This is a genomic window from Cytobacillus sp. T106 (assembly GCF_040492155.1).
GTDB lineage: Bacteria > Bacillota > Bacilli > Bacillales > Cytobacillaceae > Bacillus_AB > Bacillus_AB infantis.
This window is the reverse complement of sequence record NZ_JBEUMK010000012.1, coordinates 56,221-69,541: the sequence shown is the minus strand read 5'-3', so window position 1 is coordinate 69,541 and position 13,321 is coordinate 56,221. Positions and strand designations below refer to the sequence as shown.

Sequence of the window (13,321 nt, the reverse complement as noted above, 5' to 3'; positions counted from 1 at the left end):
GGCTAACTCCTTTCCTGAGTAGAATCAGATTTAATGAGCCTTTCAAGATATTGGCCGTAGTCGTTCTTCTTTAAAGGCTTAGCAAGATCAAGCAGCTGGTCTGCGGTGATAAATCCTTTTCTGTAGGCGATTTCTTCAATGCATGATATACGGATATTCTGTCTGCTCTGGATCGTTTCGATAAAAGAAGAGGCCTCCATCAGTGATTTATGGGTGCCGGTGTCCAGCCAGCTGAAACCCCGGCCAAGCAGCTCAGCCCTGAGGGTACCCTGCTTTAGATATAGCTCATTAACCGAGGTGATTTCGTATTCCCCCCTGGCCGACTTTTCAATGCTTTTTGCAAAGTCGACCACCTGGTTGTCATAGAAATACAGTCCGGTTATGGCATACTGTGATTTCGGCTTCAGCGGCTTCTCCTCAAGTGACACGACATTCTGGTCTTTGTCGAACTCTACCACGCCAAAACGCTCGGGGTCCTTTACCTGGTACCCGAATATCGTCGCTCCTTTGTTACTGCTCACAGCCTGTTCAAGGATTCTGGTAAAATTATGGCCGTAAAAAATATTGTCTCCGAGAATCAAAGAAACAGAATCTTTTCCGATGAAACTCTCGCCGATGACAAATGCCTGAGCGATTCCTTCAGGTTCCGCCTGGATGATGTAGCTCAGGCTGATGCCAAGCTTTGAACCATCTCCAAGGAGGCTTTGAAAGCGCGGGATATCCTCCTTAGTCGATATAATAAGAATTTCTTTTATTCCTGCCAGCATCAGGACGGAAAGAGGGTAATAGATTAATGGTTTGTCATATACAGGAAGCAGCTGTTTGGAAACTGCTTTTGTCAGCGGATAGAGGCGTGTGCCATGGCCGCCGGCAAGTATGATGCCTTTCATGCTGTTCACATCCTTTACAATTGAAGACCTCCCCAGGGTGCTATTCTTCCAGCCTCTTTTTAAAGACTGCAGGCACGCCTGCATATAAAGACTTTTCCGGTACATCATCCTTTACGAAGGCACCGCCGCCAATAATGGACCACGATCCGATTGCCGCTTTTTCTATGATCGAGGAGCCTATCCCGATATAGGCACCTTCCTTTATCGTGACATTTCCGGCTATATTTGCTCCGGGGCCAATGGTTGCAAAATCTTCTATTTTATTATCATGGCTGATGTTCGCACTCCGGTTGATGATGACATGGTCGCCGATTGTGACATTGGTTGTCATGATGGTTCCTTCACATATAATCGAACCAGAGCCGATTTTATTCCTTTTGGAAATATAGACACCAGGATGTATAAGCGGCGGGGCAAATTGGAAGCCTGCCCTTCGGGTCATTTCTGAAAATCTTTTCTTAAGAGCAGGATTTCCTACACTGGAGCACAGAATATTTGCTTGGTCTCTTAAATGCAGGATATCATTCAATGTTCCAAGCACCTCGATATCATCGACAAAATGCCCTTTCATTTCTGGCCTTTCATCCAGAAAACCCTCTACCTCTATGCCTAACTGCCCGCACAGATGGAGCACTTCACGGGCATGGCCGCCACATCCCCAGAGGATCAGCTTTTTCATTGGCTGAGTCCTTTCGAAAGAACGCCAGCAACCCTGTGTACATCCTCTTTTTCCATTCCCTCCCAGAGGGGGAGACTGAGGATCCTGCCCGAAAGGCTATCGGTTACCGGCATTCCAGTCCTTTTGAATGGAGAAAATAGCTTCTGCTGGTGGCAGGCAGGGGAAAAGTAGGTGCGCGCTTCAATGCCGTCTGCTGCCAGCAGCTTGATATACAGCTCACTATATTCCTTTTCAGGACAAAGGGCGGGCATAAATTGATGGGCAATTGTGCCTTCAGTGTGCTGCAGCTTCCAATTTTTCAGGGACGGCAGTGACAGAAAAGCTTCCTTATACCATTCATAAATCTGCTGCCGTTCCTGCACCTTTGCCGGATAGGCATCCAATGTAGCTAGGGCTATCGCTGCTGCATATTCTGACAGCTTGCTGTTCAATCCCATCTGGACGGATTCCCGATCTTCAGAAAAGCCGAAATTGCCTGCCCTCCTTAGTTCCTGTATAACGCCTTTATTCCCGCTGTACAGCAGGCCGCCTTCGCCTATTCCAAAAGACTTGGTTGCATGGAAGCTGAATACACTTACTCCGGGAAAGTCTTTTGAAAATGCGCCTTGTTTGCCGATGGAGCCGAAGCAGGGAGCTGCATCAATCACTACAGGAATGCCAGAGTCATGAAGCTGAATATAGTAATCTAAATTTAAATTAGTGCCAAAGGTCGCATATGGGACAACGACCGCTGTCTCGTCCCCAAGATTGTCCAGTGCTTCTGCAAGCAGGGACTCATTCATGCACCAGCTGTCTTCATCAACATCAATGAAAAAAGGCTGCAGTCCGCACCACATGGCCGCCAGGGGCGTTGCTGAGAAGGTAAAGCTTGGCATGATAGCATAGCGGCCTTCTTTGCGCATGCTGCCGCTGATTGCGAGCATCAGGCCGATGGTTGCATTATTAACTGTAAGTACTCCGCCTCTTCCATCGAAATTCTCGGCAATCACCCGATTTTCGAATCGGGTATTTAAAGGCCCGTAGTTGCTGTACTTCTTCGTTTTTTCAATCTGGCTGAAATATGGTGAAAAGGATTCCTGTTTAACCAGGTTTGGCTGTAAAAACGGAATTTTTTTCATAAGGTTCCTTACCAGCTCCGTTTCTGTGATAAGTGAAAAAGGGGGGCTGTTTTACATAAGAATTGCTTAATTGGCTTTGGATAAGTCAGCTCCTCCAGCCATAAGTTTAAAATGTCAATTACATAAAATATAATTTAAGAGCAGATTTCTAAATCCCTTTAATTAGTAGAAAGATAAAAAGCCAAACTGGAATTCTTGTTTTAATGAACTGATTTTTCTTGTAAGCAATTCTATTTTAGGGGGAGGGATTATCTGGGTATTGTAGTGATATTCGGATAATATCTTTTTGCAGCCAAATTATATTATGATTAATTTTCTGCATAAGTTCATAAGATTAATACTTTTAGTGGAAATGCTGATGTATGAGAAAAAGGACTGTTTGCTTTTTAAACATTAAATTAAAAGTGCCGGAGAAGCATAATCAAAGCTGATTTTTAGTTTCCGAATCTGTATTTGCTTACTCAAATTTGAAACATGCAGGTGAGAACCATTTTGCGGGCGAATCTGCCTCGTAAAAGTTCAGTACGGCTCAGCGGCTTATTATAATTAGCTTTTGCAGTAATTTTCAGAGTATCAATAATTACAGTTGCCCTTATAAGGTAAAATGTGCCAATTAGCTAGACGTAAATACAAACTCCATGTTTTTCATCGAATAGTATGGTCATAGAAGGCATAAATTATGTGACTTCTTATGTGCGTACAAACGTTAATCCCTTGTGTAATGGCCTTTTTAAAACTATTCGCATAATTGGGGTTAACCATTGAAAAAGGAGGTTCAGATAAATGGCTTTACTTTCAACAGGACCGGTTTCCAACATTCCGGTCGCTGGGTCGAGACCAACCAGATCAGTTCTGGTAAAACTTGACAACAGGAGCAATGCAAGTTCCTCTACTGTTCTTATTCAAGGATACAATTTAAATGGGACAAGAAATCTGTATGTATTGGAGCAAATATCTCTGGCTCCAAACCAAGTTGTCACACGGGAATATTTTGCTAATTTTGACGGCTTTGAATTTGTCTTTACTACTGGAGGTTCTGCAGAAGGAGAAACGCAAATTTCCGTTTGGGGCAGGGATCTTTCAGGCCAGCTAGTTGCTGCACACCGACTTGTCGCAGATGAATTATTAGGTTCTAACGCTGGAGTACAGGGACCGCAAGGACCTCAGGGGTCTGCTGGTGCACAAGGGGCGCAGGGGCCGCAGGGAACTGGCGCTCAAGGACCTCAGGGGCCACAAGGATTTACAGGTTCTGCTGGTGTACAAGGGCCTCAGGGACCTCAGGGAACCGGAGCACAGGGTCCGCAGGGAGTGACTGGTGCGGCGGGTGCCCAAGGGCCACAAGGATCTACAGGTGCTCCTGGAAGTCCTGGACCACAGGGTGATCAAGGGCCGCAAGGTAATACCGGAACAGCTGGAAGCCAAGGTCCACAGGGGCCAACAGGAAACACTGGTGCTACAGGAAGCCAGGGACCGCAGGGGCCGCAAGGTGATACAGGAAATGCAGGTGTTCAAGGTCCGCAGGGGCCAACAGGAAACACTGGTGCTACAGGAAGCCAGGGACCGCAGGGACCGCAAGGTGATACAGGAAATGCAGGTGTACAAGGTCCACAGGGACCAACTGGAAATACCGGAGCTACAGGAAGCCAAGGATCACAGGGACCGCAAGGTGATACAGGAATTGGTGGTGCTCAAGGTCCACAGGGGCCTCAGGGAAATACGGGAGCCACAGGAAGCCAGGGATCACAAGGGCCCCAAGGAAATACGGGAGCTACAGGAAGCCAGGGGCCACAGGGACCACAAGGAAATATCGGAGCAACAGGAACTCAGGGACCACAGGGACCGCAGGGGGCAACAGGAGCAACGGGAGCCCAGGGACCACAGGGGCCAACCGGCGCAACCGGTGCTCAGGGACCCCAAGGCCCACAAGGACTGTCAGGATCGGGAACACTGGTTTTTGTAAATAACACTGCTTCAGTAGCGTTAGATGTCACAGCTCCTTTCACTGAAACCGTAATCGCAATTGCTCCGGCAACGGCAGTGACAGCAGGGCAGAATATCAAGATAGACTATGCAACTGGAATTGAAGAAATCGTAAATGCCAACAATGCAATTACGCTTCAGATAAGGCTGTACAGAAGCGGCGTATTGCTTACGACAAGAACTTTGAGCCGGTCTCTGACTGCTTCTGGCGTGCAAAGATTCGATGTAGCAGACACTTTTGTAGATACTCCTCCTGTAAGCGGGACTGCAACTTATGAACTGCGCGTTCTCGTCATCACGGCAGTCAATGTTGTAAGTGGGTCTGCAAATAACAATTTCCTGAATCTTATAAAGTTTTAGGATAAAAAGAAAGGCAGCCCATCCAGGGCTGCCTGATTTGCATCAGGAATGTTAAAGGATTAATTTCATTAGACTTTGGCATAATAGATACATATCTTGATATAAAGGGTCGTTGGGATTTTGAGGGACACTGGTAAAGAGGGAGGCGGATGTATGCCAAAAAATGAAGGCCCACATTAGGCTGGACAGCGGGGAGGCTTTCTGTGATTGACACTGATTTTCCCGCCGAAGTGCCGGTTTCTTTGGAGCCTATACTGAAAGAACAGGAAAATTGATTGACTATTACGAGCAGTTTTAATAGGAATTTAGGTGTTAAGAATCCAGTTCATTCCTGCGGTAAAAAGGGAACGCACTGATTCTTTTGGCCTATCAGGGGCTGAATCAAACCTCGTGTGAAGGCAGCGGAAGGACGGACATCCATTCAGTTCCACTTCGTGAATACCAGGCACAGAGGCATCGCCCATTTTGTAGGCGCTTGAACTGTTCCTCACGTACAGCCTGCCGTCCGCAACTGCAAGTCCCCTCGCATATCCTTTAGTTTGGAATATTGCCTTGCTTCCAAGCCTGACTTCCCAATTGTACGAGCTCCAGTAGAGCAGCTGATCATCCAGTAATATAGGGCTTTGAGGCTGATGGACCTCATTCTGGAAATGAATTTCGATTTTTTAGAAATTGTTTAAGGAATATTCAACAAATCCTCCGGAAGGTGTGTCTTCTTCGCGGACCATTCCTCCTTAAGTAGTGCTGATCCATAAGCAAAATACCCAGCCTTTGGGATATCACTAAATTGTGCCTCTAATATTTGGAAATACCGCAGCAGCTTTCATGGAGAATCTTTCTGCAGTTCCACTTTTCCAAATCAACTTCATACAATCCTCCATTTGTATTGCAGCATGTTAAGAAAAGCTTACCGAAATTTGCAAACATTTCTTCCTCCCTATATGTACCCTTGTAAGATATACTTCCTACAGTTTATGCCGGAATATATAAGCTTTGAAAATACTTTGAGGTATGATCCTTCTTCCTTATGCAAGCAGTTTAAATGTGAACTATCAGAGCCTTAATTTGCAAAATTAGGCTAATAGAGCTTCACATAAAGCTAGGGTTGAATAAGATGGGGGTGAGGAAGAAATGTAAGTAGCTTTCTTCTCGATAGCCTGTACAGCACTTAAAGTTGATCATACAGTGGACTATAACAAATTATAAAACAAACAATCCCGAAGAAATCGTGCAGCTGTAGGCTAAAGATTATTCAGGTAAAAGGAGGTTTTGTAAAATGGCAGTCCTTTCAACAGGACCAATTGAAAATCCGGCTGTTGGCGGAGTCAGGCAGGTAACACAAATTACCGTTATTGCGGACAACAGAAGCTCTGTGAGTGCTTCTTCAGTTTTGATTCAAGGGTACATTTTGGATGGGACAAGGACTCTTTACGTTTCAGAAGTTGTGAATCTTGCAGCCAATCAAGTGGCTACGCGTAATTATTTTGGTAATGTAGATTCATTTGAGTTTGTTTTTACAACAAGCGGGCCAGCTGAAGCCAGTACCCAGGTATCTCTTTGGGGCAGATCAGCTGCAGGTTCACTCACATTTACACAGCGCCTGGTGTCAGACGAAATCTTAGGCCAATTTTAAAAGCAGAGAGTTCATAAAGAGGACATCAAGAAAACATGGATTGCATTGAGCAATTCATGTTTTTAATAAGGAGAAGGGGGTAATGGATTGGCTGTACTTTCTACAGGTCCTATTTCTAACCGCTGCAGCTGGAGGGAGGATTACCAGAACCATTTTAAAAAGATCGCTAATAGGGACAGTGTCAAATCTTCTATTTTTTTGATACAAGGATACAGATAGAATGGTTCACGGATCCTTTATGTCCTTGAACAAGTGAATCTGGCACCTAATCAAGTTGTGACTAGGAATATTTCGCCAACTTTGAAGGGCTTGAGTTCGTTTTCACAACAGGAGGACCGGCAGAAAGCAGCGCACAGATCTCAGTATGGGTCAGGAATGTCGATGGGCAGCTTGTCGCAGCACACAGGCTTCTCTCGGATGACTTGTCAGGCTCAAATCAAGTTGTGAAAGGACCGCAACGGGCAACTGGTGCTCAAGGAGCTCAGGGGGGGCCGACTGGGGCGTCCGGTGCACAGGGTTCCCAGGGTCCCCAGGGAGCTTACCGGGTCATCTGGCCCACAGGGTGCTACAGCTCACAAGGTGCAACAGGCAGCCAAGGTGCACAGGGACCAAGAGGGGCAACCGGAATACAAGGACCCAAAGGTCCGCAGGGACAGACCGGAGTTACGAGTACATAAGGTTCCCAGGGTCCTCAAGGAGTAACTGGAGCCCAAGATAGCCAGGGCCCTCAAATAGGTCTAGTTGTTTTAGATTTAGCACGAACTAGCTCTCCAACATTCCAACAATCCTGAAAACCTGGCATTAATTGTAACAGAACCATTTGCAGAAACTGCTGTTAAATCTAATAGAAGCAGTTAATATTACAGAAGTTCGAGCACAGAGTACGTTTATAAATACTATTAAATGCTAATTTGCTAAAACAGAAGCCTGTCAATAAAGTAATTGTGCAAATTGGGGAAAAAGAAAGTTAAAGAGCCGGCAGTCATACCGCCGGCCTTTTCTTTTTTGAATGATCAAGGCATTACAACAATCTTCTCTCTGCACGATGCACAATACTTGCCGTATTCAATATAAAACTCAATCGGATCTGCTGGTTCCATCGGCCACCAGCGGATGCTGCCGGAAGGCGCTTTGGAGGCGAAGAAATCGATGTCTGGAGGTACGTCCCCGATGATTATTACTTCCATATCGCTGAATCCATTATTCAACCCTTTATTTAATGTCTGGTACAGCTGTGCATGTTCTTTCTTTTCTGATGAATAGGGGATTGGGAATATGATTGATCTTTTCGAATCGTCTTCATGAATAATATGTGCCGTTTTCCTGGCAGGGTCGTCTGTTCCGGTCTCCCAGATCCTGCTGTAGGGCACTTGCTCCGGCATATCCAGATTTTTAATCTTTTCATAGATTCGTTCGTGATAGTAGTTCTTCAGCTCCCTGACCAGAATCTGTATTTGTCTGTTCCTTGTAAAGGTAGAATTATTGCCGCCTTCGTTTCTGTACTGAATGTAAAGCAGGTCAGGAACAGAGGCGTATTTAGTAGATAAGAACGTCCTGACTAAAAGGTCATAATCATCGCTTACAAGAAGCTCTTCCCTATGCCCCCCTACAAGATGATAGCATTCTCTTGTCCAGGCGCGGGGGTGGTTAGGCAGCCCTACCAGGTGGCGGATCGTATTGCCATTAATAGTTGTATGGCGCAGGATATTTTGCCAGCGGTTCATCGAGGGAAGCCAAATCCGGTAATAGACGCTGTAGCCAAACCCGCAGTCCCAGCCATACCAGTGGGCATGAAGATTTTCTGCAAACACCTCTGAACAGTCTCCATAAACAAAGCCGCAATCCGGATTCTCCTGGAAGGCACGTACTATTTTTTCCAGGCAGTCAGGAGTAAGCTCATCATCATGGTCGACCTCTACAAGAATTTCGCCGGTGCAAAGGCCTGCTGCATATCTTTTGATTGATCCAATATAGCCATTATAGCTGTCCTGCCTGTATCTGCGGATTCTTGGATCATCCATCTTACTTAAATATTCCCGATAGGTTTCTTCATCATCACCTGAATCATCGACTATAACCCATTCCCAGTTATCATAGGTCTGTCCCAGCAGTGATCTAAATGGCCGCTGAATTTTTTCTTTTGATCTGTAGGCAGCTGTAAACACAGATACAAGCGGTTTATCAGATGTGAATTTTGTCGGCGGCACGGTCTTGTCTTCAGGAAGCGGATCCGTTGACGAGAGCCAGCAATAAAAAAGATTGCCAGGTTCGATTTCTTCTGGGGACTTAAAATGGAGCCAGCGTTTCTTTTCGTGTTCTGGCATGGCAATTAGTCCCGGAAATTGTCTCCAGTCGCTGCCGATTGAAATATAAATTCTCGGCAATTTTGTGTGGATGTCATTAGGAGTATCTTCCCTGCCGCGCATAATGGTAAAGATATGATCCTCGTGCAATTTTGCTTGAAGGGTACTCATTTCGTCCAAAGGCACATCTTCTGCAACAAAAAAATAAGCCTTCAGCAAAGGGGTCATGTTATCCTGCATAGGTTATCTCCTATTCTATAAAGTGGCGTACTCTTCTATTATTTATATGCAAGCCCTCAGCCTTGTTGCAAAATCTGGGGAAGGGCGGATTTTCAGCAGATACTGGCAGAGGTCCGAACATGGGGAGAGGCTTATGAATAGAATAATTAAATCGAGAAATCTATAAGCGACCGGAAGGAGATATTATATGCCTTTGCCCCTTGTGAGCATTCTCATTCCTGCCTATAATCGGCCGGATACCCTGAAGACAGCGGTTGAGAGTGCCCTTAAGCAGACTTACCCCTGTATAGAAATCATTATATGTGATGACAGCTCCGACAGCAGGGTTCAGGAGATGGTGTCATCCTGTTTTAGCAGTGTGGACAATATCCGCTATTATAGAAATGAGAAAAACTTATTTTTGAAGAATTGGCATAAGCTGTTTGACAAGGCTTCAGGGGAATATATAAATTATCTGATGGATGATGATGTTTTTGATAAGAACAAGATAGAGAAGATGATGCACTTTTTTCAGGAGTTTCAGGATATAAAGCTAGTCACCTCCTATCGACAGACAATTGATGAGTTCGGGAATTGGCTGGCTCCTTTGTATGCAACAGAAAGGCTGTTCCAGGAAACCAGGGTGATGGATGGGAAAGTTTTTGCAGATATGGCTCTTTCCCGATGTTTAAATATCATAGGGGAGCCGACGACTGTTTTGTTTAAGAGGGAGGATTTAAAAGTGCCGTTTGGTGTTTTTGCCGGGAAACAATATTCACTTCTCAATGATATGGCTGCATGGCTAAACCTTCTTTCAGCTGGCAAGGCTGTATATATTCCGGAGACGCTCAGTTTGTTCCGCCTTCATGCCAGCCAGAATAATAATGTTCTTGGTCCGTCTGCGTTCAGTGAATGGCTGGATCTCATGGTTGCTGCAAGGGAAAAAGGTTTTCTATCCCTGGATGAACTTTATAAGCAAGGCCTATTAAACTATCGGTTCCGGGTAGCTGGCATTGAAAGGTACATCCAGGATATCAACCGGATTGATCAAATTTTGCAATGCTTATAGCAGGAGGGGAGGGGGACTTATGATCAATCAGGCTGCTGATAAGGTACTTGTTTCAATTATAATACCGTATTACAACTGCCAATATGTCGGGAGGGCTGTCGCAAGTGCACAAAGGCAAACCTATCCCAATATTGAAATCATTGTTGTGGATGATGGCTCTACCCTGTATATGGAACAGCTGGCCCCTTATATGAAGGGCATCAGATATATTAGGAAAAGCAATGGAGGAACGGCTTCAGCCCTTAATGAGGGAATCAGGCAGGCAAGGGGAAATTATTTTGTCTGGCTGAGTTCTGATGATGAATTGCAGCCCGCAAAAGTCAGAGCTCAGCTCGCTTTTATGCAAAGAAGAGGGTACATGATTTCATTTACCAATTTCAATAAGATTGACAGCCAGGGAAGGCTGATCGCTGCTTCACTCAATAAAAAATATACTGACCAGCTTACCTTTTACCGGGACTTGAAGGAATTTTGCCCAGTCAATGGATCAACCGTCATGGCCCATATGAGTGTAATGAGAAATATAGGGGCATTTAATGAGAAGCTGCAAAATACACAGGATTATGAAATGTGGATGAGAATCGCTCTGCATTATGAATTCGGATTTCTCGATGTCCCATTAACACATTATCGGGTCCACGAAAAAATGGGCAGCAAACTGCGTTCAGATGTATCCAGCGTGGAAATAGCCGCCCTTCAGGAAATCTACAGGCCCAAAATTGCTGAACATATAAGAAAGCTCGAAGCAGCGTCAAGATGAAGCTCTGTGTCAAGGATTATGTCGAAAAGATGGCCCTGGAGTCATCTTTTTTTATGAGAAAAAAGCATCCGGAAGATGCACGTGTTCTAGTGGTGTTTAAAGCTTTGTGAGGCTCTCGCTCTTCCGGATTCCAGCTTTGTGACTAAAGCCATAAGGAGGTCCATTTGTTCTTCCAGCTCTGCAATCTGCTGAAGGCATAGGGATATGGAGGCAGAGTATTCGTATACCTGGGTTTGGAGTTCTTTTAGCCTGTTTGCATTATTGGAAGCTTCAGTTAAGCGCTCGAATGAAGGGGAGGAAGCCTCAGAATTTGATATGGGATCTTGTTTAGCTGCTTTAAGTTGCATCTGAAGTTTTAGAAGCTCATTCATGGTAAACTGATGCTGGTTCGCTAATTGAGAATTTTCTTCAAGCAATCTATTTTGTTCAGCTAACATGATTTGGTGCTCACTTTGGTTAATTTCTAGAGTCTTTTTTGATTCCCCCAGCTCATTTCTTAAGTCAATCAATTCTGCCTGTTCATGTTTGGCAGTTTCTCTTAGCTTTTCCAGTTCTGCCTGCAGGCTATCTGTCTCCTCGTCACGGAAAATAAGCGTTTCTTTCAGTTCTTTTATTTGCCTGTCACTTTCTCGGCTATCCTTTTCGAGTTCCATAATATATTCCTCCAAATCACTGATGGAGGAAAGGTTATTTTTGGTATGTTCCTCAAGCTTGCGGGCAAAAGCATTTCTTTCTTTTTCGAGACACTCCGCTGATTCATCCAATTCCTTCCTGAGGCGCAGGTTTTCTTCTTTCAGCTGTTCTAACTGGCTGTAATGATAATCATCCTGATATTCTTTTACTTTTGCTTTATATCGGGAAAGTTCGGAGTTGAGGTGAATGATTTTCTGCTGAAGCATTCGGTAATCATCTTCTCTATACACGCTTGATCGAAGCATTGATGCCACCTCTTCTTTCTGGGCTGTGATGGTATTGCCATCTTATGCTGACACACATCAGGTGTGACAAAAAACAAAACCTGGCCGGTGGCAGGTTTTAAAAAGAGAGCGATATGCTGTTGCTTGATGAGAATCTGTATTTTCCTTCATTAAAATAGACAAACGCCTGTATCAGTATTGAAGAGTTCTCTTCGGGCTCTTTAATAGACAAGTTTAGGGCGTTGAAAGCATTTGTTTCCCCAGGCAAAATTTCTAGCTGAGGGATGGAAGTGATCCAATATTCGCCTTTTGCTTTCACTCTATCCCGCCAATCGTCATAAACATATTTCCAGCCTTTATCCCCCCCTGTCCCTTTGACGGCCAACCCTTCGACCATCTTTGGAGGGAGGATCTGGCCTTGTAATGAGATTCCTTTTTGCGGCGGTATTTTAATACATATTACAGGATCAATGAGAGCGGAGTTCCCCGTATTCTTCATAAACAATGCACCGTTTATCATGACTTCACGTACAGTTTCTTCTGTTCGCGGAAGGAGGACGGTGTAATTCATTACTATATCGGCATCGGCCCTGGATTCCTTCTGTTTAAAGATCTGGCCGGATTGCGCTTGCTGCACAGCTGGCTTTTCAGCAGCCGGCCGCTGCACAGATGGCTGCTGCTCGGCTGTCTGAGTGTCCGGCAATAAAAATCCCCTGATCATGTTCTTCATGACAGGGAGCGGCAGGAAGGCCCCTCTTTGTTTTTGGCCTTGCCGGCTGGAGTTGGAATAGCAGACTATCGCACGTACCATTATAGAAGCAAGATCCCTGTTGGAGTTTTCTCCTTTCGGCAGCTTGCATACCATTTTAAAGCGCAGGGGAGAATGTGCTTTTAAATACTTCAATTCTTTAATCTGATAAGGAAGAGATCTTCTATTAAGCTCCGATAAAAGAGCATTCTTCACCCGGTCATCCAGGTGGCTGGGATGCTCAAGACTAAGCTGCGGCAGTGAGAACTGATCCGATTCGGCTATTTCCAGCAGGATATGCGGTTTAAGCTTTGCTTCTTCAATCTGGCTGCCTGTAATAGCAAGGAAGCCTTCCCCCTCCAGGTAACCTTTTAGGGCTTCCAGGAAAGCATTATCCACACCTGATGAAGGAGGTGCTAAAAGAATGGATTCCAGCTTTCTTCCTGAAGCGATGTGAAGCTTTCTCTCAGTCTCCTCCCATTTAGCGGTATACCCATGTTCTTCACAAAAAAGCGTGATGCTCATCAATGAAGACAGCAAAGCATCTCCCATTGGCTTCTCTTCCAAAAAAACAGATAGGTTCATGGCGCATACTCCTTTATATCGGCTTTAGTCCAAAATATGAAAATATGAAATCAACCCAAG

At 45.0% G+C, this 13,321-nt stretch carries 10 protein-coding genes and 1 pseudogene; 5 read left to right on the top strand and 6 right to left on the bottom strand.

All coding sequences use genetic code 11. From position 1 onward, the window contains the following. Positions 1 to 2 precede the first annotated feature (2 nt). From rfbA to ABU165_RS19145, 3 genes are read right to left on the bottom strand one after another with little or no spacing between them, the layout of a single operon-like run. The gene (gene rfbA / locus ABU165_RS19155) at positions 3 to 890 is read right to left on the bottom strand and encodes a glucose-1-phosphate thymidylyltransferase RfbA (RefSeq protein WP_224951885.1); all 888 of its coding nucleotides are present in this window, start codon (positions 888 to 890) and stop codon (positions 3 to 5) included. Positions 891 to 930: 40 nt separating this feature from the next. Then, complete coding sequence (locus tag ABU165_RS19150; RefSeq protein ID WP_318060588.1) at positions 931 to 1,569, bottom strand: acetyltransferase; 639 nt, start codon at positions 1,567 to 1,569, stop codon at positions 931 to 933. Beyond that, a complete protein-coding gene (locus ABU165_RS19145; RefSeq protein ID WP_318060587.1) occupies positions 1,566 to 2,687 on the bottom strand; it encodes a DegT/DnrJ/EryC1/StrS family aminotransferase in 1,122 nt (373 codons plus the stop codon). The genes ABU165_RS19150 and ABU165_RS19145 overlap by 4 nt, the downstream gene beginning before the upstream one ends. Positions 2,688 to 3,824: 1,137 nt before the next feature. On the opposite strand from ABU165_RS19145, the pseudogene ABU165_RS19140 reads away from it, so the two are divergent. The 3 genes and pseudogenes from ABU165_RS19140 to ABU165_RS19130 all read left to right on the top strand — a co-directional run. Beyond that, a pseudogene (locus tag ABU165_RS19140) lies at positions 3,825 to 4,625 on the top strand (hypothetical protein); the annotation flags it as partial. A gap of 99 nt (positions 4,626 to 4,724) precedes the next feature. Next, the gene (locus tag ABU165_RS19135; protein ID WP_222928999.1) at positions 4,725 to 5,027 is read left to right on the top strand and encodes a hypothetical protein; all 303 of its coding nucleotides are present in this window, start codon (positions 4,725 to 4,727) and stop codon (positions 5,025 to 5,027) included. Between the two features lie 1,276 nt (positions 5,028 to 6,303). Further along, entirely contained in the window at positions 6,304 to 6,660 is a 357-nt protein-coding gene (locus ABU165_RS19130) for a hypothetical protein (protein ID WP_148949539.1), read from the top strand. Positions 6,661 to 7,673: 1,013 nt separating this feature from the next. Here ABU165_RS19130 and ABU165_RS19125 read toward each other — a convergent pair. Beyond that, positions 7,674 to 9,203 carry a glycosyltransferase gene (locus ABU165_RS19125; RefSeq protein ID WP_318060586.1) on the bottom strand — a complete coding sequence of 510 codons (1,530 nt, stop codon included), beginning with the start codon at positions 9,201 to 9,203 and terminating at the stop codon, positions 7,674 to 7,676. A gap of 187 nt (positions 9,204 to 9,390) precedes the next feature. Between ABU165_RS19125 and ABU165_RS19120 the strand changes: the two genes are divergently transcribed. Both ABU165_RS19120 and ABU165_RS19115 read left to right on the top strand, forming a co-directional pair. Continuing rightward, entirely contained in the window at positions 9,391 to 10,251 is an 861-nt protein-coding gene (locus tag ABU165_RS19120) for a glycosyltransferase family 2 protein (protein WP_148949537.1), read from the top strand. A gap of 19 nt (positions 10,252 to 10,270) precedes the next feature. Continuing rightward, positions 10,271 to 11,011, top strand: a complete 741-nt coding sequence (locus ABU165_RS19115) for a glycosyltransferase family 2 protein (protein WP_148949536.1) — start codon at positions 10,271 to 10,273, stop codon at positions 11,009 to 11,011. An 86-nt stretch (positions 11,012 to 11,097) separates the two neighbouring features. Here ABU165_RS19115 and ABU165_RS19110 read toward each other — a convergent pair whose 3' ends face one another. Together ABU165_RS19110 and ABU165_RS19105 are read right to left on the bottom strand one after the other, a co-directional pair. Then, positions 11,098 to 11,949 (bottom strand): coiled-coil domain-containing protein, encoded by an 852-nt coding sequence (locus ABU165_RS19110; protein WP_318060585.1) that lies wholly within the window; start codon positions 11,947 to 11,949, stop codon positions 11,098 to 11,100. Positions 11,950 to 12,046: 97 nt separating this feature from the next. Next, positions 12,047 to 13,261, bottom strand: coding sequence for a hypothetical protein (locus ABU165_RS19105; protein ID WP_318060584.1), 1,215 nt, complete (start codon positions 13,259 to 13,261; stop codon positions 12,047 to 12,049). Positions 13,262 to 13,321 lie beyond the last annotated feature (60 nt).